Raw genomic sequence first — 22,971 nt, 5'->3', positions numbered from 1 at the left:
ATAATGACCAGCGCCTGAGCAACAGATTTTGCGACCGGCGCAGCACCAAAGCATCCCCCCACCGGCCTCTTGATTTAGACGTATCGGTGATCCCAGAACAGCAGGCTAATAGAGAAGAAAAAGCGATGAGACTGATCCAGTTCAGCACCGAAAGCGGCCAACGCGCAGTGGGCGCCGTGGTCGACAATAACACCATTGAGCAACTGAAAGACGTTGAAACCGTTTACCAGCTGGCACAACGCGCACTGGAATCCGGCACATCACTAGAGACCCTGGCCAGTACCCTGCTTTCAGACCAGCGACTCGACTATCAAAACATTATCGACCAGGGCCGCCTGCTGGCGCCCATCGACCACCCAGAGCCCACCCAGTTGATGGTCGCCGGCACCGGCCTGACCCACCTGGGTAGTGCCGACACCCGCGCTGCGATGCACGCACAGAACTCCACCAGTAAAGTGGAAGAGATGACCGACACCATGAAAATGTTCAAAATGGGTGTCGAAGGCGGCAAGCCAGTCAACGGCGAAACCGGTGTACAACCAGAGTGGTTCTACAAGGGCGACGGCGACTGCGTGATCGCCCCGGAACAGGCAATCCCCAGCCCGTCATTTGCCCTGGACGCCGGTGAAGAACCGGAAATCGCCGGTATCTATATCAATGACACTGAGGGCAATCCACGCCGAATTGGCTTTGCCATCGGCAACGAACTCTCCGATCACGTCACCGAGCGGCAGAATTACCTGTATCTCGCCCACTCCAAACTCCGCCACTGCTCGTTCGGCCCGGAATTATTAGTTGGCGAACTGCCAGCACATATTGAGGGCACCTCTCGCATCCGGCGCAACGGCGAAGTCATCTGGGAAAAGAATTTCCTGAGCGGCGAGGACAATATGTCCCACACCATCAAAAACCTGGAAGATCACCACTTCAAATACAACAATTTCTGTCGTCCCGGCCACGTGCATGTGCACTTCTTCGGCACCGCCACCCTGAGTTTCGGAGACGGTATTAAGCCTGAAGCCGGTGATTGTTTCGAAATCGAATCCACTACCTTCGGCCGCGCCCTGCGTAACCCACTCAACGTGGTGGAGCGCAAAATTCCGACGGTGAAAGCGCTGTAACGCGCCCTACAAACGACACAAACAAAAAGGGCTGCTCAATGAGCAGCCCTTTTACGTTCAAAACCCAGCAGGGAAACCACCCGGGAGCTGGTGGAAATTAAACCGCCTCACCCACCTTGCCACGCTCTTCTTCCGCCAGGTGATCAAGGGCCTTGCGGGAGGACTTGCTCAGCAAGGACTTCATCTCAAAGCGGGCACGCTCCGGATCGCGATCGCGAATCCCCAGAAACACCGCGTAATGGCCGGGCAGGGAAGCCTGGTATGCGGATTCCTTGGAGCTGCTGATACGAAACAGTCCCATTAGTGCGGTCTTGATGGACTCCCCCAGGGAAACCATAAACTCATTGTTGGTACCGCGCAGGATCGCCATATGGAACTCGATATCGGTCAGGATCACCTGATCGGTCCCCGGCTCCGCGGCTTCCATGGCCCGGTAGGCTTCCTCGACCGCCGCAATCTGCTCGTCCGTGGCACGTTTGGCCGCGAGGGCGGCAGAGGTAGGCTCGATCATCTCGCGCACCTCAAACAGGGAGCGCAGAAATTCAGGGGAAGGGGTGGAGTCGAAACACCAGCGCAACACCTCGGAATCGAACATATTCCAGAATTCCCGCGGGCGCACCCGGGTGCCAAGCTTGGGGCGGGATTCTATCAAGCCCTTGGCAGTAAGAATTTTGAACGCTTCACGCAATGCAGTGCGGGATACTTTCAATTCTTCGCCAATGGTTGCCTCGTTCGGAATATATTCACCGGGCGTGTAGTAGCCGGTCACGATGCGGGTACCCAGCTCATAAGCCACCCACGCGTGAACACTCCGCGGTCGACCTTCCCTGACTTGCTTAACCATAATTAATGCCTTATTTGGTGCCACAAACACGAACCACCCGAAACCTCCTGTTGGCGAGTGGAATGCGGCACTCATACTCTTGTGCGTGCGCTGAACGCGCACCCACCATTTCCGGTTTTTACCCGACTGACACTTTATTTGACGGACAGGTCAAAGCATCAATCTCCTCACCAAGTGACCTGACCAGATCACTTGCCCCGGATTAACGCCCACCTACCCAACGCAGGACCCGTTGCTTTTTCAGCGACATCCTTTTAAAAGTGACAAGGTCACGCGGCTGAAGGGTGGGCCGCAGACGGCCACAGGGTACCGCGAAGCGGACGAGATTTCCGGGAAGCAGATCCCGGAATGTACGCTTATTTCCATCCAGATTAAAGCGGACACGGCCCGGCAACCGCTTTGACTTTAATACTACAATAATATATATATCGCCGTATCACAAAAAAATAATTCCGCTGCGACAGCAAAGCGGCAAGCGAAAATAAGAGAGATAAACCATGCAGCAGTCGAATAAGTTGTCTGTATTCGAGAAGGCCGGCTTTGGTGCCGGCGATATGGCCGTGAATGTGATGATCGCGGCCATGTTTTATTTCATGCAGTACTTTTACACGGACATTTTCGGCCTCAAGCCGGTCCACGTTGGCACCCTGTTTCTCGCCGCCCGCTTGATTGATGCATTCAGCGATCCGCTGATGGGGCTGATCACTGACAAGTTTAAGGGCCGCCACGGCCGCTTCCGCCCCTATTTTCTGTACCTGTCCATCCCCTACGGGTTTGCGGTATTCCTGCTGTTCACTACGCCGGATCTGGACTACAACGCCAAGCTGGTATGGGCCTACGTCACCTACCTGTTTGCCACCCTGATGTTTACTGGCGTCGCCATCCCGTATATCTCCTACATCGGCGTACTGACCAACGACCCGCAGGAACGTCTGTCGGCCAACGGCTACCGTATGTTCTTCGCCAAGATTGCCAATGTGGTGATCGTGACCTCGGTGCCGACTCTGGCGCTGTGGTGGGGCGACGGCAACCCGGCCAAGGGTTACCAGCTGGCCATGGGCTTTATGTCGCTGATCGGCGTGGGCCTGCTGATGCTGTGCTTCTTCACCACCCGCGAGCGGGTAGAGCACATCGTTGATCGACAGCCTCTGGGACAACAACTGAAACTGTTGCTACAGAACGATCAGTGGCTGGTACTGGCCGGCGCCTGCATACTCGGCACCATCGGCTACGCCCTGCGTGGCGGTGTGGCCTTCTACTACGCAATTTATTATCTCGGCGGCACAGAAACCCTCGCCTCCAAATTCACCGGCGCCGGCATCGCTGCTTCCATCGTGTCCATGGTCGCCTCCACCTGGATCACCAAGCGCTTCTGTAAGATCAAGCTGTTCAGCTGGTCGCAGATGCTGGTAGGCCTGATCAGCGTACTGATGTTTTTTGCCGTATCTCCCGGCGATATCGTTCTCGCCTTTGTGCTCTATATCATTCTGTCGTTTGTGGTCGACCTGCACGCACCCGTGTTCTGGTCGGCGATTGCCGAAGCTGTGGATTACGGCCACGTAAAGGAGGGCAAGCGCGTTTCTGGTCTTGCCTTCGGCGGAATCTCTTTCTGCCAGAAAGCCGGCGCCGGACTCGCCGGATTTATCACCGGTTTACTGCTCACCTATTTCAATTACCAGGCCGGTGAAACCCAGAGCGAATTCACCCTCACCGGCATCGCCTTGATGCTCACCATCATTCCCGGCCTGTTCCACTTTCTACTCGGCCTGTTGATGAAAAAATACATCATTACCGACGACTACTACCACAGCCTGAAAAAAGGCCATGCCCAGCCCAGTGCCAACGATGCCGATGGCAGTGTATTGAATCCTACCGCAACCTGAACACTATTTTTACACCCGAGCTGTAACCGGAGTTAACCGTGATTCCAGAAAAAACCGCAGAGCCTTTAGTGCAACCACTTATTGAACAGCGCGCTGATCCCTATATTTACAAACACAGCGATGGCTTTTACTACTTCGTCGCCTCTGTGCCCCAGTACGATCGCCTCGAGCTGCGCCGTGCAGACACCATCGCCGGACTCGCCAGCGCGGAAAAGGTCACCGTGTGGACCAAACCGGACACCGGCCCCTATTCCGACTTGATCTGGGCACCGGAAATTCACCACGTCGCCATCGAAGGCCAGCCCCCGACCTGGGCAATCTACTTCGCCGCCGCACCGTCACGGGAAATCAAACACGATCTGTTCCAGCATCGCATGTATGCACTGACCACCACCGATGCGAACCCCCTTGAGGCGGAATGGAATCTCAGTCAGGTAGATTCCGGTATCGATACCTTCTGTCTGGACGCCACGGTGTTCGAGCACAAAGGCAAACACTACTACCTGTGGGCTCAGAAAGGACCGGGTATTCCCGGCAACTCCAACCTGTATATCGCAGAAATGGACTCGCCAACTTCCATTGTCGGCGAGCCGGTTCTGCTGACGAAACCCGAATACGATTGGGAAGTGATCGGCTTTCTGGTAAACGAAGGTCCCGCAGTAATCAAGAAAAACGGCCGTATTTTTATTGGTTACTCCGCCAGCGCAACCAACCACAAATATTGCATGGGCCTGTTGTGGGCCGATGAGAATGCCGAGTTGCTGGATCCGGCAAGCTGGGAAAAATCTCCCAAACCGGTATTGGAGAGCTGCTATGAACGGGGTATCTATGGCCCCGGCCATAATAGCTTTACGGTCTCCGAAGACGGCAGTGAAGATATTTTGGTGTTCCACGCCCGCACTTATACCGAAATCGTCGGCGATCCCCTGTGGGATCCCAATCGCCACACCTTCGTCAAAGTAATTCGCTGGAATGCGGAGGGCTTTCCGGAATTTGGCAAACCGTCTGAGCCCTGACCGGATTGCAGACCTCATACTCACCTGCTCGATCAGCAGGAACCGCATGGCGATCCATCGGATCGCCATTTTTGTGCCATCTCCCGCCGCGACCATTGCTATGCCCGGAAATATCCATCCGGTGTACGCAACTCCACCTGAACTGCAAATTGGCATGACAAAAAAACAAAGATGCCGCACAGATCTACAAGCATTGAAACGCCAGAAAAGCACTCTCTTCGTTACAACGGTGTATATACAAAAAGTATAAGCGCCAATAAATCAGTAACTTGGCATTTATATCGGTACACCTGTGCCAAATAAGCCTGACAGAAAATCACATTTTGGTCAGATCAACGCATCTTGCGCACCTGGTAACAGCGTGCAAATATCTTCATACCAAATTAAGAAATAATAAATATTTGGTCAGGCAGAAGCGGCAACCAGTGCCTGGAAAATCGAGCCGGCTCCGGAAACGACCTTCACCGGGAGCGCGTAGTCGACCATTTTCCAAAGGATTCAAGCCAAGCATTTTATCCAGCGCATTTTTGGAAATCGCACCGAAGACAGGCTGTTTTCATTCGGGTACCGGTTCATTCCCAAACCTGAAATAAAAAAATGGACGAAAAATAGCGATGACTTTTAATAAAACCAGAAACACTCTGTGCGGTTGGGCCATAGCCCTGTCTGCAATATTAGCGCTGCCACTGGCAGCGAACGCGCAACCGGTGGGCTTCGCCAGCCTAAACGGCGGAACTACCGGTGGCGCTGGCGGCAGCACGGTGACTGTAAGTACCGGTACCGCCTTGCAGAATGCCATCAATAATACCAGCGGCCCGATCACCATTTACGTCAACGGCACCATCACGCCAGGTAACTCTTCAGACAGCAAGATCAATGTGAAAGACACCCAGGATGTGTCCATCATCGGCGTCGGCAGCAGCGGCCGTTTGGATGGCATCGGCATCAAGATCTGGCGGGCAAACAATGTGATCATCCAGAACCTCACCATCCACGAAGTGGACACCGGGGACAAGGATGGGGTCAGCATCGAGGGACCGGCAAATAACATCTGGGTTGACCACAATGAGATTTATGCGTCCCTGAATGTCGATAAGGATTATTACGATGGACTTATAGACAGCAAAAGCGGCGCCGAGTACATCACGATTTCCTATAACTATCTGCACGACAGCTGGAAAGCTTCCCTACACGGTTCCTCCGACAGCGACAGTGGCAATCGCTATGTGACCTTCCACCACAACCGCTGGGAAAACATCAACTCCCGCGCACCGCTGTTTCGCTTCGGCTACGGCCACATTTACAACAATTACTACTACAACGTGGAAAGTACCGGCATCAACTCGCGCATGGGCGCGCTGTTGCGGGTGGAAAACAATGTGTTTGAAAACGCCCAGAACCCGTTGGTATCTTTCTACAGTGACGAGATCGGCTACTGGGATGCGCGCAATAACATCCTAACCAATGTCACCTGGGAAGAAGGCGACGGCATAGTGGCAGGCAACAGTATGGCGTCCACTACCACCTATAACCCGCCCTACAGCTACAGCCTGATGTCCGCCAGCGAAGTGAAGTCTCACGTCATCGCCTGTGCCGGCGTCAACAAGGGGAGCAATTGCAGCTCCAGCTCATCCGGAGGATCCAGCAGTGGCGGCAGTTCCAGTGGCAGCAATAACGGCACCGTCAACGGCACTTACCGCATAGTGCCCGTCCACAGTGGCAAGGCTATCGACGTAACCTACTGCGGCAACACCGCCGGCACCAATGTGCAACAGTGGACCTGGCTGAATAACGACTGCCAGAAGTGGAACATCTCCACCGTCGACGGAATCTGGCACCGTATTTCCCCGGTCAATGCGACTAATCTGGCGCTGGATGTGGACTCTTTCTCCACCGTCGCCGGAGGCAACATCATGTTGTGGGACTACTGGGGCGGCAGCAATCAACAGTTCCGCTTCCAGAGCGCCGGTAGCGGCAAATGGCGAATCATCAACCGCAACAGCGAGCTGTGCATGGACGTCAACGGGGTTTCCACCGCTGACGGTGCCAACATTATGCAGTGGACCTGTATCGCCGGCAGCACCAACCAGCAGTTTGAACTGATCCGGCAGTAAACGCTCTCCTCGCACTGACCGATCGTATTGGCCCATCTCACTGTGGGCCTTTTTTGTTGTGCCACTTGCCTATACCCTTGCGGTATCCAAGTGACGATTTCAGGAGTCTGCGGTGGAAATTTCCGCGCTGTATCATTTTCCGGTCAAGTCCCTGCAGGGCCACAAATGCAAAGCCCTGTCGCTGGATCGGTTCGGAGCGGTCAACGACCGTCGCTGGATGCTGATAGATACGGACAACCAGTTCGTCACCCAACGGCGGTTGCGAACCATGGCACAGCTCAAGGCCACCGTTACCAGAGAAGGTGTGCGACTGGAAAATCCGGAGGGCGAACATATCGAGGTCCGCCAACCGAACGTCGATGCAAAACTCAGAAGCGTACGTGTGTGGCACGACGAGGTCACCGCCCGGGATGCCGGTGACGATGCCGCCCATTGGCTAAGTGAACAACTGCAGTCCGCAGTGCGTCTGGTGGCCATGGGCGAAGAGTTCAACCGCCCCCTACAGACACCGCGCGCAGACCGCCAGGTGGGCTTCGCGGATGCTGCGCCGCTGCTGGTGATCAGCCAGGCTTCCCTCGACGATCTCAACAGCCGGCTTGCAGAACCCGTATCCATGTTGCGCTTTCGCCCCAATCTGGTGGTCAGCGGCTGCGGTCCGTTTGCCGAAGACACCTGGAAGACCCTTACCATCCACACCCACGATGGCTCCCTGGTCTTCGACTGTACCCACCCCTGTGCCCGCTGCGCCATTCCCGGATTGCACCCGTTTACCGGGCGCGCGCAAAAGGAGCCCCTGCGCACACTGGCAAGCTATCGTCGCGGGGAAGACGGGCAGATTTACTTTGGGATGAACCTGACCCCGACGGCGGCAACATCAGCACTCTTTGGCGACCCGAATTCAGTGACCATACACTTGAGCGATCGAGTGGAGTTCAGCTGACATCCGCTGACGAGTAAATAGAGGGCGAGACCATGAGTATCACCCGCGACTGCGCGCAACTGCTGGAGGCAGGTAGTCGCTTTCACGTCCACTATGGCGATCGTCTCGCCAACCACCTGCCCATGGTACTGATCGCACTGGATAAAATGGGGGGGACCCCAAGGGAACTCCGGCATGCCTTCGACCGCTCCACCCCGCACCTGATCACACGCCCCGGCAGCCCTGTGGACGAAATCCACGATGTCGCCCAGTGCCGCAATCGCGACGATCTATTTCCCAGCGCCCTGCACTACTATGAGCAACAATTGCGGCAACTGGGCATCGCCAAATGCTTGCAACAGGAACTGCCGCCGCTGTTACCTTCGATCGCCACTGCCGCCTTTCACGGTCTGATCCGCACCGCCTACGGCGTCGACGCTCGACACCTAGAAGAAGTCGCCATGGGCCTCGCCTACTGGAATCTGGACTACCACACACTGGAGAGCAGCAGGGAAAGAGCACCTTGTACTGCAGCCGAGGTCATTTCCCAGGTCGCAGAAAAATTTACCGAGATACCCCTGGCACCGGGCAATATCGCCGATCACATGCAATCGGTGACAGGCCAGCCCGGCTGGATGGATGGAAACCACTATCCAACCACAACAACTGGCACTGCAAGATATTGCCCAGGTCGCCATCCGCACCTATCTCGGCACCCGGGATTTCACCCTGCTACACGGCGTCACCGGCTGCCATGCACTGCGTGTTATATTGCCCTACTGTACCGATCGGGCAACAGCACTGCGCTACTTCTGGCAGGGTTTTATCATTGCGTACCTGAGTACCGGACCGAAGACTATCCGGCCGGTGGCCACGGAAGAAACAGAGTCGATCAAAGATATTTCGAAGCGGCAGGCAGCGATCAGGGAAAGCGCGTTAAACAGCGATGACGATCATGTCATCAAACTTTCATACAGCGCACTGGAAGAATTTCACTACTACGGAGACAACAAATATCTGCAGGTTTTCAGTTAAAAACTTTAAAACCCAGATCAATTTTTTACCAAATATTTCAATGCGCATTAGCCGAACGCAGCACCGCCAGAAAGCTATCCAGGCAGAATCCTTATCGTGCGACGTACTAATATTGAAAGTATTAATTTTTTAAGTACTACACCGCCAGATACTGCCGAATCAACCCATCATCCAGATTGTCCATCTTATCCGCCGCAACCACGGCGCCTTTCTGCATCAAGCGGAACTCTCTCCCCACGCGACGAGCAAAGCCCAGTTTCTGCTCTACCAGAATCACCGTCAGGCCATCCTCCTCATTGAGCTGCATGACCACATCGCCGATCTGGCGCACGATATTTGGTTGAATACCTTCATTCGGCTCATCCAGAATCAGTACTTTCGGGTCGATGACCAGTGCGCGAGCAATGGCCAGCTGCTGTTGCTGCCCGCCGGAAAGGTCCCCGCCGCGCCGATGCAGCATTTCACGCAATACCGGAAACAGCTCGAAGATCCTCGCGGGAATTTTCTTCAGTCCATCCCGCCGCGCCGGTAAGCCAATCTGCAGGTTTTCCTCTACGGTCAGCAATGGAAAAATGTCCCGTCCCTGGGGTACATATCCAATTCCCATTTTCGCGCGCGCCTGCGCCGGAGAGCCCTCGATCGGCTTGCCTTCAAACAGAATCCGTCCGCTGCTCGCAGGCAACAGTCCCATCAGGCATTTCAGCAGGGTCGTCTTGCCGGCGCCGTTGCGGCCCATGATGCAGGTGCAGGATCCCTGTTCCACATCCAGGTTCAGATCCCACAGGATCTGTGTGCCGCCGTATTTCTGGCTCAGGTTTTCAATCCGGATCATGCTTCCTCTCCCAGATACACTTCGATCACTGCGGGATTATTCTGCACCTGGTCCATGGTGCCCTCCGCCAGCACCGAGCCCTGATGCAATACGGTGACGGTGCGGGCGATACTGCGTACGAATTCCATATCGTGCTCCACCACAATCACCGTGTGTTTACCGGCAAGGGAGGTCAGCAGTTCCGCAGTGCGTTCCGTTTCTTCTGCCGTCATACCGGCAACGGGCTCATCTACGAGCAGCAGACGCGGCTCTGCTGCCAGCAACATGCCGATTTCCAGCCACTGTTTCTGGCCGTGAGAAAGTGCACCGGCCAATTGGTGGCGGACCTTTTCCAAACCGATGGTTTGCAATACCTCATCGATTCGATCGTGCTCCTGTCCGGTGAGCTTGGCCGTCAGCGCGCTCCAGACCCCTTTACTGCCCTGCAGCGACAGTTCCAGATTATGAAAAACCGTATGCGCCTCGAACACCGTGGGTTTCTGAAATTTGCGCCCGATCCCCAGTTGCGCGATCTCCGCTTCATCGTGCGCCAACAGGTCAATATTCTGCCCAAACCAGGCGCTGCCACTGTCACACTGGGTCTTGCCGGTAATCACATCCATCAGGGTGGTTTTACCGGCGCCGTTGGCACCGATCAAACAGCGCAGCTCGCCGTCGTTAACATAAAGGTTAAGATCGTTCAGCGCCTTGAAACCGTCAAAGCTAACGGACAGTCCCTCCAGGTACAGGATTACCTGCTTGGATACATCCGGGGAACGCCGACGCGGCACCAGAAACGGCCATGCAGTATCCCGACGCATCAGCTCCCGCGCCTGACCGGCAAATTGATTCAGACTGTTCATACACTTGCCTCCGCGGATTCCACCACTGTGGCAGACTCTTGTTTCGCTGTTCTGCCAGACATTTTTTGCAAAGGCCCGACCGGCAAGCGTTCAAGCAATCCCGCCAGTCCCTTGGGCAGATAGACGGTGACAATCACAAACAGAGCGCCCAGAGCGAACAGCCAGCCGTCCGGCATGATTGCGGTAAAACGCGTCTTGGCGTAGTTCACCAGCAGTGCGCCAACGATGGCGCCGTAAAGTGTGCCACGACCACCCACCGCCACCCACACCACCACTTCGATGGAATTGAGCGGCGAAAACTCGCCCGGGTTGATAATCCCCACCTGGGGCACATACAGGATGCCGGCTACCGCAGCGATCAATGCCGAGTAGACAAACAGCCATACTTTGTAGCGCTCGGTACGATAGCCAAGAAATCGCGTCCGCGCCTCCGCATCCCGCACCGCCACAATCACCCGACCCAGGCGCGACTGAACAATGGCGCGACTGGTGGTAAACGCCACCACCAGCAGCAAGGTCGTCATCAACAGCAAAGTTACCCGGGTAGTATCCGCCTGAAGATCAAAGCCGAGAATATCCTTGAAATCCGTCAGCCCGTTGTTGCCGCCGAACCCCATTTCGTTGCGGAAAAATGCCAGCATCAGCGCATAGGTGAGCGCCTGGGTCATGATCGACAGGTACACCCCGGTGACCCGTGATCGAAACGCCAGCCAACCAAAAATAAATGCCAACAAACCCGGAACCGCCAGCCCCATCAACATCGCAAACCAGAACTGGTCCATACCGAACCAGTACCAGGGCAGCTCCTGCCAGTTGAGAAACACCATAAAGTCCGGCAACTCCGCGTTACCGTAGACCCCGCGATCGCCGATCTGGCGCATCAGGTACATCCCCATACCGTAACCGCCGAGAGCGAAAAAGGCCCCGTGGCCCAGACTCAGGATGCCGCAGTAACCCCAGATGATATCCACGGCCATGGCGAGCATGGCGAAACACAGGTACTTGCCCATCAGTGTAATGGTGTAGGTACTTACATACAGTGGCGAATCCGGGCTCAGCAACAGGTTTGCCGCTGACATCGCCAGGGTCACCGCCAGCAGAATACCCACCAGCAGTGAGGAACCGCGACCGGGCTGACGTAACTCGCCCAGTACCCCGGTGACGCTTGTCAGTGCAGATTGCATGGTCTTCATTCTGCGGCCCTCCCGCGCTGCGGGAACAGCCCTTTGGGACGTTTCTGGATGAACAGAATCAGGCATACCAGCACAATAATATTGGCCAGCACTGCGCCGGTTGCAGGTTCAAGAAACTTGTTCGCGACCCCGAGCGAGAAGCCTCCCACCAGCGTCCCCAGCAGATTGCCGACGCCACCGAATACCACCACCATAAACGAATCGATAATGTAGGACTGACCGAGGTTGGGACCAACGTTGGTCAGCTGGGAAAGTGCCACCCCGGCGATACCGGCAATGCCGGAACCGAGACCAAAGGTCATCGCATCGACCATTTCCGTACGCACGCCCATGGCTTTCGCCATATCCCGGTTCTGGGACACCGCGCGCACGTTCAATCCCAGGGAAGATTTTTTCAGGATCGCCACCAGCGCCGCAAATACTGCCAGCGCAAACAGCAGGATATACAAACGGTTATAGGTCACGGAGAACACCGGATTGATCGCCAGTGAACCGCTCATCCAACCTGGCGTGATGACCTGCATATTGAGCGGCGAGAAAATACTGCGTACCGCCTGCTGCAAAATCAGACTGATACCAAAGGTGGCCAGCAAGGTTTCCAGCGGCCGTCCCTGCAGGTGCCGGATTACCCCGCGTTCGATCAACACACCCACACTGCCGGATACCAGAAATGCTGCCGGTACCGCCACCAGCAGGGAATATTCAATGGACCCGGGCATCAGCTGCTGAACCACATAAGTGGTATAAGCGCCGAGCATGATCATTTCGCCATGGGCCATATTGATCACCCCCATCACACCGAATGTGATGGCGAGGCCGATGGCCGCCAGTAACAGTACCGATCCCAGGCTGAGGCCAAAAAACAGCTGTTCAAGCTGGCCAAAAAATTCGATGCGATCGGTGATTTTTTCAAGCGCCTTACCTGCGGCAGCTTTTACCCTCAGGTCCGCTTCGCCCTCGTCATTTACCAGTCGCTGCAACTGGTTGCGCACCGGCGCTTCCAGGCGGTGACTCATCACTTCAATGGCTGCCAGTCGCTCGTCGGTTGCATTGCCGTCCCGCAGGCGCACCATGGCGTTGGCCAGGTCGATCAGTTCAGTTACCGCATCGCTGGTTCCGGCATCGGCAGCGCTGCGCAACAGACGCATATTTTGCAGTGAAAGATCGTCCAGGATCGCCAGTACCGCCGCCTGCTGCTCCGCTGCACTACCGTGCAGCAAATTGAGCCGGGCGATAGCATCCCGCAGCTGGCTGCGCACGCGATTATTGACACGGACTTTGCCGATATCGCCACCGGACTGTGGCCCCAGATCCTGTCCGCTGAAAATATCGCGACCGAGTCGATCGCCCGCCGCGTTTTTATAGACCGCGAGGAGATCGCCACTGTCTTTGCGGTAGTAAAGATCACCGGCCAACATAACCTCAAACAGGGGACGCATCGCTGCGCCCCCCGCCTGTTCCAGCTGCTGTACCAGGGCGCCGGTTTGGCGCAGGTTCGCGTCCGGTAACTGCTGCAGTACTGCCTCTACCTCAGCGGTCTGCGGCTGCGCATTTGCAGCCGGTGAGACCAGCTGCAGCAACAGCAGCGTTAACAGACACCCGATACTCAGTAGTAAAGACTTCACCATTTACTCCGGGTTTACTGACCCTGGCCGCTACAGGCCTTTGACTTGGTGTTGTAGTTGCCGCACTTGATCGGCGCGGTCCAGTCGGCAATCAGGTCTTTGGAACCCGGCAGGAAATCAGACCAGGCATCGCCGGCAACAACCCCTTCGGTTTCCCACACCACCTCGAACTGACCATCGTCCTGAATCTCACCGATAAATACCGGTTTGGACAGATGATGGTTTTTGTTCATTTTGGCAACGCCACCGGTGAGGTTGGGGAACTCGATACCGATCATCGCCTGTTCCACGTCGTCCACTTTGGTGGTGCCGGCTTTCTCCACCGCTTTGGTCCACATATTGAAGCCAATGTAGGTTGCCTCCATAGGGTCGTTGGTCACGCGCTTTTCATCGCCGATGAACTTCTTCCACTGCTTGACGAAATAGTCATTGGCTTCACTGTCGATGCCCTGGAAGTAGTTCCAGGCAGCCAGGTGACCTACCAGCGGCGCAGTGTCGATACCGGAAAGTTCCTCTTCACCCACCGAGAAGGCCACCACCGGGATGTCTTCCGAACTGATACCCTGGTTGCCCAATTCCTTGTAGAAAGGTACATTGGCGTCGCCATTGATGGTGGAAACCACGGCGGTTTTCTTGCCGGTGCTGCCAAACTTCTTGATATCAGAGACGATGCTCTGCCAGTCGGAGTGCCCGAACGGGGTGTAGTTGATCATGATGTCTTTCTTCGCCACGCCCTTGGATTCCAGATACGCTTCCAGAATCTTGTTGGTGGTACGCGGATACACATAGTCGGTACCAGCCAGTACCCAGCGCTCCACTTCCAGGTCGGACATCAGGTAATCCACGGCGGGAATCGCCTGCTGGTTCGGCGACGCACCGGTGTAGAAAACATTCTTCGAAGACTCTTCCCCTTCGTACTGCACCGGGTAGAACATCAGGCCATTCAGTTCCTCGATGACCGGCAAAACAGATTTACGGGATACGGATGTCCAGCAACCGAAAATCACATCCACCTTGTCCTTGGTGAGCAGTTCACGGGCTTTTTCGGCAAACAGCGGCCAGTCGGATGCCGGGTCCACAACCACGGCCTCCAGCTTCTTACCCAGCAGACCACCCTTGCGGTTCTGCTCGTCCACCATCATCAGCACGGTATCTTTCAGGGTGGTTTCACTGATGGCCATGGTGCCGGACAGGGAGTGCAACACCCCTACTTTGATGATTTCCGCGGCCAGCGCGACACTGCTGACCACAGAGGTTCCGGCGGCAAAAGCGAGACCTGCGACAAATTTTTTCAATTTCATTTGAGTGACTCCTGTTCCTTATCTTTTTTTGACTCTTAGATTGAATCGCATCTGAATTACAACTGGACTTGCATACCGAGGCTCAGCACATCGACATCGGCACCGGCATAACCAGAGGCGTTGGCATCGCCAGAGACATAGCTAAAGTTGACGCGGGTGTTGTGGCCGTTGACCACATAATTGAGACCGAGCTCGGTAGAGCTGCTGCTGGCGGCATCAGAGGGACTGTTCTCCACCAGGCGCAAATAGGGCTGGAATTTTCCCGGGCCGACATTGGCCGGGAACAGATAGGCCGCAGTGGCAAATACGGATTCTCCGTCAAACAGGCAGAAGCAGGCACCGGTGGTCGGTTGCGAGGCGAGGGTGTAGTCTGCGTCGAAGCTTTTATATTCCGCTTCCACGGTCACCACGCCTTCGTTACCAAGCACGGTTTCCGACAACATGTCGATGGTCCAGCCGGAAAAATCTCCCGCTTCGAATTCACTACCGACACCGTCTTCCTGGCTCTGCAGTGACAATGCGAGAGTGAAGATATTTCCGAGTCCACCGTAGTAGGTGGAGCTGGTGTAATAGCCGGGATTTGCCTCCATGCTCAGGAAGTTGTAGGCGAAACGGGCAGCATAAAGCGGATTTTCGTCCTGATTGCTGTATTCATCCAGACCGTAAAAGGCACCCGCGGCATACTGGAACTTGCCGGCAGTACCCCAGAAGGTTACCCCCTCATCGCGTCCGATCAATCCAGCCTGCCCCCCCTGGTCCGAGGCATACAGCGGCTGGCGGTACTGATTCCAGCTGAGTGCATAATAGGGTCCGCTCATTTCGATACGGTCCGCTGGCGTCAGCATCCTTCCCACCCAGAGATTGAATTCGGGACTGAACTCAAACTGTGCAATCGCATCCAGCACATCCGCGCTATCACCGTCCCGCTGCTGCACGTTGAAGGTAAATTTGACCTTGTCACTTAACTGGCCGGAGGTGTAAATGCGGATATCCGGCAGAGAGTAGTCGCTATCACCCTCTACCGATTGAAATTGCGAACGGAAGCCGGCCCCGATATTGAAGCTCTGGCCACCGTCTGATTCGAAAGACTTCCCTGCCTGTGCTGGCAGCGGCGCCGCTACTGCTGCAATAACCGCTAAGGCCCCGCTACTTTTCAACCATCGCTGTTTCGACTGACGCCCAGCTTGCAGTCGTGCACTTTCTGACAACATTTCCATGTTTATCCCCTCTGTTCGAATCGTTAGCCGCACTTGGCAGTTTTGAGTTGTTTTGGTGCTATCGATTATTCGGAGTGGGTGACAGAGGTGCCATACGCGTATTGGGGCCGGGTACTACGTCATTTGACGGTTTCCCGGCTCGCACAAGTAAATACACTAAAGAGCTAAGAAACAGTGCGGAATCCGGTATTCTTGTTACACGCAGCACATTGAAGAAAAACAACAGGTAGTAGGCAGCACCCGGTGGTTGAACTATTTACGGGCAACAATAACGACAACGAACAACAGGCCATGCGCCCCGCACAACAGGTATTCCGCGTACGACGGACCTACAACAAGTGGGTGGGAGACGAGACACTCGAAGATTTCGCACTGCGATTCACCGCCGTGCGCGGGCGTCGTTTTACCATCGAACAGGTGGCCAAAACCGCCCTCGGCGCCACCGCGTTTCTCGCCCTGGAAGCCATCGCTGCCGCCGTCACCCTGAATTACGGGTTTATCAATACCGTCGCCGCCATGCTTGCGGTGGCTGCCGTTATCTTTATCACCGGCTTCCCCATCACCTACTACGCGGCCAAGCACGGACTGGATATCGATCTTCTTACCCGCGGTGCCGGCTTCGGGTATCTCGGCTCCACCATCACCTCCCTGATCTACGCCTCGTTTACCTTTATCTTTTTTGCCATCGAAGCCGCGATCCTCACCTCCGCCCTGCACGCGCTGCTGGGTATTCCGCCTGCCGTGGGCTATATCCTGTGCGCAGTCGCGGTGATTCCCATCGTTACCCATGGCATTCATGCCGTGAGCCGCTTCCAGATCGGCACCCAGCCCCTGTGGTTGCTGCTGCAATGCCTGGCTCTGGGGATTGCCGCCTGGTTCGAGATTTCGCGAGTGGAAGACTGGACACAGTTCGCACCGGCGCACAGCCCCAACAGTGGCAGCTTCAACTGGATGCTGTTTGGCGCTGCCAGTGCGGTGTTTTTTGCCATGGTGGCGCAGATTGGAGAACAGGTGGACTACCTGCGCTTTATGCCGGAAAAGACCCGGGAAAACCGCGCACGCTGGTGGTTCTGGCTGACCCTGGCAGGGCCGGGCTGGATTCTGATCGGGGTGATCAAGATGCTGTTCGGCTCCTTCCTCGCCTACCTGGCAATTACCGACGGCGCTTCCACTGAGCAGGCCGCGGACCCGGTGTATATGTACCAGATGGTATTCAATTACCTCACCCACTCCCCCACCATGGCATTGATTATGGCCGGGGTGATGGTGGTGATCTCGCAGATGAAGATCAACGTCACCAATGCCTATGCCGGTTCGATTGCCTGGTCGAATTTCTTCTCCCGCCTGACCCGCAGCCATCCCGGGCGGGTTGTATGGCTGGTATTCAATGTGAGCATTGCACTGATTCTGATGGAGCTGGGAATTTACCGCGCGCTGGAAGGCGTATTGGGGATATTTTCGCTGGTGGCGATCAGCTGGCTGGGATGCCTGGCGGCAGACCTGATGATCAACAAGCCGCTGGGTATCAGCCCTTCCTATGTCGAATTCAAACGTTCGCACCTGTACGACTTCAACCCGGTGGGTGTCGGATCGATGCTGCTGGCGTCGCTGATCGGCATTCTGTGTTATCTGGGGCAGTTTGGGGACGGAGCGAAAAACTTTGCCAGTTTTATCAGTCTCGGCATCTGCTTTGTGATGGTACCGCTGATGGGTGTGATTACCGGCGGAAAGTTTTATCTCGCCCGCCACCGGGACTCACTCGATGACAGTGCGCAGTCGACCACCGCCCCCATTCTGCGCGCCCAGACCTGCTGTATCTGCGAAAACGATTTTGAACCCGCAGATATGAGCCATTGCCCCGCGTATCAGGGCCCTATCTGTTCACTGTGTTGCTCGCTGGACTCCCGCTGCCTGGACGCCTGCAAACCGGACGCGCGCTTTTCGCATCAGTTTGTCGCCCTGCTGAAAATACTCGTGCCGGAACAGGTGGTGAACGGGGTAAGCTCGCGTCTCGGGCGTTTCGCCCTATTGCTGCTCGGAGCCAGCCTTTGTCTCGCGGGAATGCTGTCTCTGATTTACGGACAGTTGTCCCCGGCGACCGCCGCCGAAGCGGACACACTGCGGCAGGCACTGTGGACGCTATTTGTATTACAGGTGTTGATTGCCGGGGTGTTGTGCTGGCTGTTTCTGCTTACTCACGACAGCCGTGAGGTAGCACAGACGGAATCGAACCGGCAAACGCGATTGCTGCTGAACGAGATCGAGGCCCACAAAGAAACTGACCGCGCCCTGCAGCAGGCCAAGGAGCAGGCGGAAAGTGCGAACAGCGCCAAGAGTCGCTACCTGTCCGGTATCAGTCACGAACTCCGCACACCGCTGCAGTCCATTCTCGGTTACGCCCAGCTGCTGAATCAGCAGCAGGATATTCCGGAAAAACATCGCAACGGCCTGCGCATTATCAAGCGCAGTGGTGAGTATCTGACGGACCTGATTGAAGGCTTGCTGGATATTTCCAAAATTGAGGCCGGGCGGCTGGATATTTACCGCAATCATGTGCGCCTGCCAGAGCTGCTGGAGCAAATGGTGGATATGTTCCGCCCTCAGGCGGAAGGCAAGGGGATCCAGTTCCTGTGCCATATTCACAACCCTCTCCCCTCCACGGTGGTTGCCGACGAAAAACGACTGCGTCAGATTCTGATCAACCTGCTGTCCAACGCCATCAAGTACACCCGCAGGGGCCGCGTGGAATTCCATGTCCGCTACCGCAACCAGGTGGCGGAATTCACCATCGCTGACACCGGTGTGGGCATACACCCGGAGGATCAGGCGCGTATTCTCAAACCCTTCGAGCGCGTGCGCAACGGCGATACCCCCACCGTTACCGGAACCGGCCTCGGACTTACTATCGCCTATCTGCTCACGGAAATTATGGGGGGCGAACTGCGGTTCGAAAGCGAACAGGGCAAAGGCAGTCGCTTTACGGTTTCCCTGCTGCTGTCCTGGGTGGACTCGGAACACCGCCATGAGGCGCCCAGCCGACGCATCATCGGGTACCGGGGCGCCCGGCAAAGTGTCATAGTGGTGGACGATGAACCCATTCACCGCGGTCTGATTGGCGACTTGTTAACCCCGCTCGGCTTTTCCCTGATGGAGGCCCAGAACGGTGAGGATTGTCTGGCGCTGATCAATATCCAGCAGCCGGATCTGTTTTTACTGGACGTCACCATGCCGGGGATTGACGGACTGGAACTGGCCCACAAACTGCGCAACCAGGGCATTTCCGCACCCATCATCATGCTGTCTGCGGATGCGCAGGAGCGCCACCTGAAGCCCGGGGACGCTCCCTCTGCACCGCACGATGCCTATCTGGTTAAACCCCTGGTAAACCAGAAGCTGTTCGATACCATGGCCCGGTTACTGGATCTGCAATGGCACTACGCGGACAGTGCCGATGACACCAGCCCGGCCATTGTGACCGCGAGCAATCACGAGCAGCATCAAGCGCTGCCAGATCATCCCCTGCTGGCAGAACTACAGGCCTATGCGCGTATCGGATACCGCAGCGGGGTACACAAGACCCTGGATCGGATAACGCAGGACAGCGCGCTGTCGCCCCACCAGATTGAAAAGTTTCGCCAGATGGCGGACACCATGCGCTTTGAGCAATTAAGCGAAGCACTCGAATTCAAGGAAAGTTGATGAATATCTGCGACGAAACCGAGCGCCCCCTTGAAAAGGTCGCGGGTAACCATACCGGCGATATTGTGCTGGTGGTGGATGACTCGCCGGATACCCTGAGCTTGATCAACGATACGCTGGAGCAGGCGGGAGTCGACGTACTGGTGGCGCTGGATGGAAGCCAGGCACTGAATATTGCCCGTCGTCTGCGCCCGGACATGATTCTGCTGGATGCGGTAATGCCGGGGCTGGATGGTTTTGATACCTGCCGACTGTTGAAGGCGGATCCTGAGCTGGCGTCGATCCCGGTCATTTTTATGACGGGATTGACGGAGTCGGCGAATATTGTGCGCGGTCTGGAGAGTGGCGGGGTGGATTATCTGACCAAGCCGATTCAGCCAGATGAATTGCTGGCGCGTATGCGGGTTCACCTGAACAATGCGCGGTTGACCAGCAGTGCGCACCAGGCTCTGGATTCAACCGGACAGTTTCTGTTTACCGTGGATATTGCCGGACGCATGCATTGGGCAACACCGCAGACCTATGCATTGTTGAGCAGTGCGGGGGCGCTGGAGGGCGGGGGACAGGCGCGGCTGAGCTCCGAGTTGCAGTTGTGGTTGTCGCGAGAACCCGGGGCGGGGAACCGGCTGAAACTCGAGGCGTTTCACAAGCCATTGGCGGTGGTGTTTATCGAGCGCCGCGATGGGGGCAGGGTTTTGTTGCGGCTGGTGGACGATGGTGGGCCGGCCGGTGAGGACATTTTACGGGACAAGCTGTCGCTGACCCGGCGTGAGTCGGAGGTGTTGTTCTGGATTGCCAATGGCAAGACGAACCGGGAAATCGGGGAGATTCTCGATGTCAGCCCGCGAACGGTGAACAAACATCTCGAGGGGGTTTTTTCCAAGTTAGGGGTGGAGAATCGAACGGCCGCAGCGGGGATTGCGATACGGGCTTTGAATCCGGAATCGTGATCTTTAGGTTCCTAGCTTCGGAATTTCGACTAGGGGCGGCAAAGCACCGGGTACGGATTTTCAGGACCGAGCTAGGTGCCCCCCCCCTTCAATCCATCCCTGGGCGCTGCGGCGCAAAGTACCCAGCCGCTTCAGCGCGGCGCCTTCGGCCCTATTTGCGACGCTCCTGAAAATCCGCACCCGGTGCTTTGCGTTTACATCAACGTATGCACTTCGTAGCTTTTAGTCCTTCGACTTGTCTTCGGACTTTGAACGCTGTTTAAGTACAAACACAATCGCACCGCTTACGGCAAGTGCCATAAGTACCCACAACATGTGGTGCAGCTCATGCACCACACCCACAGGGGCGTGACCTTCGTGGGCCTGAGAGAAAAGGCTGAAGGTTACTGTCAGGATGGCGAAAAAAATCTGTATCAGGTTTTTCATTTTCTATTTTCCCTTGCTACTTCTTTTGTGATTTTTCACTTCAGGCACACGCCGGAATTTGTTTTTGTTCCAGCATGCCTTCGCGCACGATGAACTCAATGATTTCCTTCAGGCCTTTTTGTACTTTGAGATTGCTGAATACAAACGGCCGCTCTCCGCGCATTTTTTTTGCGTCGCGGTCCATGACTTCCAGGGACGCGCCGACCAGTGGGGCCAGGTCAATTTTATTGATGATCAACAGGTCGGAACGGGTGATGCCGGGGCCGCCTTTTCTGGGGATTTTGTCACCGGCGGAGACGTCGATGACGTAGAGGGTGAGGTCGGAGAGTTCCGGGCTGAACGTGGCGCTGAGGTTGTCGCCACCGCTTTCGACGAAAACGATGTCGAGTTCGCCGTGACGGGCGATAAGTTCGTCGATGGCGGCGAGGTTCATGGAGGCGTCTTCGCGGATGGCGGTGTGGGGACAGCCTCCGGTTTCTACACCAAGGATGCGGTCCGCTTCCAGCGCCTCGTGCCGGGTCAGGAACTGGGCGTCTTCCTGGGTGTAGATGTCATTGGTGACCACGGCTATGTGGTAGTGGTCGCGCAGGGCGCTGCAGAGTTCCCGCAGCAGCGCGGTTTTACCGGAGCCAACGGGGCCGCCGACGCCGACGCGCAAGGTCTGTTTTTTAGCAGTGCTCATTGTGGTTAATCCCCCAAAATACGCTTGAGAATCTTTCCCGAAAGGTTTTCATGACCGGAACAGGCGGCTGTACTGGGTTTCATGACGCGCGCTGGCAATGGCCAGTGCGGGCAGGCCTGCGCCGAGTTGGTTGTCGTTCAGTGCTTGTGCCCGAGTGAGAGCCACAGGCACCAGTTGTTGAATTTCACCGATTAACTGCTGGGCCTGGGTTTGCCCCAGGGGCACGAGTTTGGTGGCAGCGGCGACCTGGTTTTCCAACCAGGACCAGGTGAGGCCGAGGGCCGCGCTTTGTTCGCTCAGTTGCCAGTAGTGGGCGGCAAAGGCGAAGGCGGCGACGAAGCTGGTCTCCCCTTCAAACAGCGGCGGTTCAATCTGCAACTGCGTCAGCAATCGCATCAGCGCACTGCCGGTAGCAGTGTCAGTGAGGCGCAGTTCGCGGGTTTCGCGACAGGCCAGGGTGTAGTGGTTCCAGTAGTGCAGTGACTCTTCATCACCCGCCTGCAGGGCGCGGTGGCAGCGCAGCAGCAGTGGGCAATCCACATGGGCAATGGATTCCATCAGTTGCAGCGACAACCACTCGCGGGTGTCCGCCAGGTTTTTTATCCAGCCCGCATCCACCGCGTACTCCAGCCCCTGTGAAAAGGCATAACCACCCACCGGCAGGCTGGCGCTGGAAAGCTGCAGTAACCGCAGCAGCGCGGCATCAGTGGTGGTGATGCTCATGCGGTTCTTCATGGTCGTGGTTGTGAGTGTGCGAATGACTATTCGAATGACTGTGCGAGTGGCCGTGGGAATGAGCGTGACCATGAGAGTGTGCCCCCCCCCCGCTGTAGGCACCGGACTCGGGAACAAATACCGCCAATTCTTTCTCCAGGGTCAGGCCGAGCAGTTGCAGCATTTCCTCCAGCACGTGGTCGGGCGTGATGCGCAGCCAGCGTTCGCCGCCTTCACTGGCAATCTGCAATTTCACATGGCGGTTGCCCAGGTGGTAGCAGGCGCGGCTGAACGTGGTCCAGTCTTCACAGCGGGCGGTGGTCACCGGCTCATTGGCTCCCGCGACTACCACATGCCTGCCGCACTCACTCTGCAGTATTTCTCCCACCTGCAGAGGCTTGCCCCGTTCGAGAAAAATACGCACTTCAGTGCCGTCTTCGGCAAAGGCCCGCAGACGTCCTCTGTCACGCTGCAAGTGGTCTAGGGTTACGCAAAAGTCCGCGTGAATATCGGGATTCACGCCAAGGCGTTTGAAAATTTCCAGCGTCACAGGATACT

At 56.3% G+C, this 22,971-nt stretch carries 19 protein-coding genes and 1 pseudogene; 9 read left to right on the top strand and 11 right to left on the bottom strand.

What is annotated here, in order from left to right; translation table 11 throughout:
* The first annotated feature begins 125 nt into the window (after window positions 1-125).
* Entirely contained in the window at window positions 126-1,121 is a 996-nt protein-coding gene (araD1, locus tag PVT68_RS14935; RefSeq protein WP_280319354.1) for an AraD1 family protein, read from the top strand.
* A 97-nt stretch (window positions 1,122-1,218) separates the two neighbouring features.
* On the opposite strand, the gene PVT68_RS14930 is transcribed toward araD1, so the two are convergent.
* A complete protein-coding gene (locus PVT68_RS14930) occupies window positions 1,219-1,965 on the bottom strand; it encodes a FadR/GntR family transcriptional regulator (protein WP_280319352.1) in 747 nt (248 codons plus the stop codon).
* A 497-nt stretch (window positions 1,966-2,462) separates the two neighbouring features.
* Here PVT68_RS14930 and PVT68_RS14925 point away from each other — a divergent pair, with 497 nt between their 5' ends.
* From PVT68_RS14925 to PVT68_RS14905, 6 genes and pseudogenes are all read left to right on the top strand, one after another.
* The gene (locus PVT68_RS14925) at window positions 2,463-3,848 is read left to right on the top strand and encodes an MFS transporter (RefSeq protein WP_280319351.1); all 1,386 of its coding nucleotides are present in this window, start codon (window positions 2,463-2,465) and stop codon (window positions 3,846-3,848) included.
* 38 nt (window positions 3,849-3,886) lie between these two features.
* Window positions 3,887-4,864 carry a glycoside hydrolase family 43 protein gene (locus PVT68_RS14920; RefSeq protein WP_280319350.1) on the top strand — a complete coding sequence of 326 codons (978 nt, stop codon included), beginning with the start codon at window positions 3,887-3,889 and terminating at the stop codon, window positions 4,862-4,864.
* 614 nt (window positions 4,865-5,478) lie between these two features.
* Complete coding sequence (locus PVT68_RS14915; protein ID WP_280319349.1) at window positions 5,479-6,978, top strand: RICIN domain-containing protein; 1,500 nt, start codon at window positions 5,479-5,481, stop codon at window positions 6,976-6,978.
* A gap of 112 nt (window positions 6,979-7,090) precedes the next feature.
* Window positions 7,091-7,918 carry an MOSC domain-containing protein gene (locus tag PVT68_RS14910; protein ID WP_280319348.1) on the top strand — a complete coding sequence of 276 codons (828 nt, stop codon included), beginning with the start codon at window positions 7,091-7,093 and terminating at the stop codon, window positions 7,916-7,918.
* Between the two features lie 32 nt (window positions 7,919-7,950).
* Window positions 7,951-8,388, top strand: a pseudogene (locus PVT68_RS18425) (questin oxidase family protein); the annotation flags it as partial.
* Window positions 8,389-8,536: 148 nt separating this feature from the next.
* On the top strand, window positions 8,537-8,932 hold the full coding sequence (locus PVT68_RS14905) for a questin oxidase family protein (RefSeq protein WP_280319347.1): 396 nt from the start codon (window positions 8,537-8,539) through the stop codon (window positions 8,930-8,932).
* Window positions 8,933-9,068: 136 nt separating this feature from the next.
* On the opposite strand, the gene urtE is transcribed toward PVT68_RS14905, so the two are convergent.
* Genes urtE through PVT68_RS14875 form a run of 6 tightly spaced genes read right to left on the bottom strand, consistent with a single transcriptional unit; the run spans window position 9,069 to window position 15,942 of the window.
* The gene (gene urtE / locus PVT68_RS14900) at window positions 9,069-9,764 is read right to left on the bottom strand and encodes an urea ABC transporter ATP-binding subunit UrtE (protein ID WP_280319346.1); all 696 of its coding nucleotides are present in this window, start codon (window positions 9,762-9,764) and stop codon (window positions 9,069-9,071) included.
* On the bottom strand, window positions 9,761-10,597 hold the full coding sequence (gene urtD / locus PVT68_RS14895) for an urea ABC transporter ATP-binding protein UrtD (protein ID WP_407666155.1): 837 nt from the start codon (window positions 10,595-10,597) through the stop codon (window positions 9,761-9,763). The genes urtE and urtD overlap by 4 nt, the downstream gene beginning before the upstream one ends.
* Before the next feature lie 5 nt (window positions 10,598-10,602).
* A complete protein-coding gene (urtC, locus tag PVT68_RS14890; protein WP_280322535.1) occupies window positions 10,603-11,790 on the bottom strand; it encodes an urea ABC transporter permease subunit UrtC in 1,188 nt (395 codons plus the stop codon).
* A gap of 5 nt (window positions 11,791-11,795) precedes the next feature.
* On the bottom strand, window positions 11,796-13,424 hold the full coding sequence (gene urtB, locus PVT68_RS14885) for an urea ABC transporter permease subunit UrtB (protein WP_280319345.1): 1,629 nt from the start codon (window positions 13,422-13,424) through the stop codon (window positions 11,796-11,798).
* Window positions 13,425-13,438: 14 nt separating this feature from the next.
* Window positions 13,439-14,725, bottom strand: a complete 1,287-nt coding sequence (gene urtA / locus PVT68_RS14880; protein WP_280319344.1) for an urea ABC transporter substrate-binding protein — start codon at window positions 14,723-14,725, stop codon at window positions 13,439-13,441.
* Between the two features lie 56 nt (window positions 14,726-14,781).
* A complete protein-coding gene (locus PVT68_RS14875; protein ID WP_280319343.1) occupies window positions 14,782-15,942 on the bottom strand; it encodes a hypothetical protein in 1,161 nt (386 codons plus the stop codon).
* A gap of 243 nt (window positions 15,943-16,185) precedes the next feature.
* Here PVT68_RS14875 and PVT68_RS14870 point away from each other — a divergent pair, with 243 nt between their 5' ends.
* Complete coding sequence (locus tag PVT68_RS14870) at window positions 16,186-19,641, top strand: hybrid sensor histidine kinase/response regulator (RefSeq protein ID WP_280319342.1); 3,456 nt, start codon at window positions 16,186-16,188, stop codon at window positions 19,639-19,641.
* On the top strand, window positions 19,641-20,591 hold the full coding sequence (locus PVT68_RS14865) for a response regulator transcription factor (RefSeq protein WP_280319341.1): 951 nt from the start codon (window positions 19,641-19,643) through the stop codon (window positions 20,589-20,591). Before PVT68_RS14870 ends, PVT68_RS14865 begins: the two co-directional genes overlap by 1 nt.
* A 222-nt stretch (window positions 20,592-20,813) precedes the next feature.
* Here PVT68_RS14865 and PVT68_RS14860 read toward each other — a convergent pair whose 3' ends face one another.
* From PVT68_RS14860 to ureE, 4 genes are read right to left on the bottom strand one after another with little or no spacing between them, the layout of a single operon-like run.
* Window positions 20,814-21,017, bottom strand: coding sequence for a hypothetical protein (locus tag PVT68_RS14860; protein ID WP_280319340.1), 204 nt, complete (start codon window positions 21,015-21,017; stop codon window positions 20,814-20,816).
* Window positions 21,018-21,057: 40 nt separating this feature from the next.
* Complete coding sequence (gene ureG, locus PVT68_RS14855; RefSeq protein WP_280319339.1) at window positions 21,058-21,699, bottom strand: urease accessory protein UreG; 642 nt, start codon at window positions 21,697-21,699, stop codon at window positions 21,058-21,060.
* Between the two features lie 48 nt (window positions 21,700-21,747).
* A complete protein-coding gene (locus PVT68_RS14850; protein WP_280319338.1) occupies window positions 21,748-22,422 on the bottom strand; it encodes an urease accessory protein UreF in 675 nt (224 codons plus the stop codon).
* Window positions 22,403-22,963: an urease accessory protein UreE gene (ureE, locus tag PVT68_RS14845; RefSeq protein ID WP_280319337.1), complete on the bottom strand. Its 561-nt coding sequence runs from the start codon at window positions 22,961-22,963 to the stop codon at window positions 22,403-22,405. The genes PVT68_RS14850 and ureE overlap by 20 nt, the downstream gene beginning before the upstream one ends.
* Window positions 22,964-22,971: the final 8 nt, after the last annotated feature.

Origin of the sequence: Microbulbifer bruguierae (assembly GCF_029869925.1) — a bacterium.
Classification (GTDB): domain Bacteria; phylum Pseudomonadota; class Gammaproteobacteria; order Pseudomonadales; family Cellvibrionaceae; genus Microbulbifer; species Microbulbifer bruguierae.
This window is presented reverse-complemented; position numbering and strand designations above follow the sequence as displayed.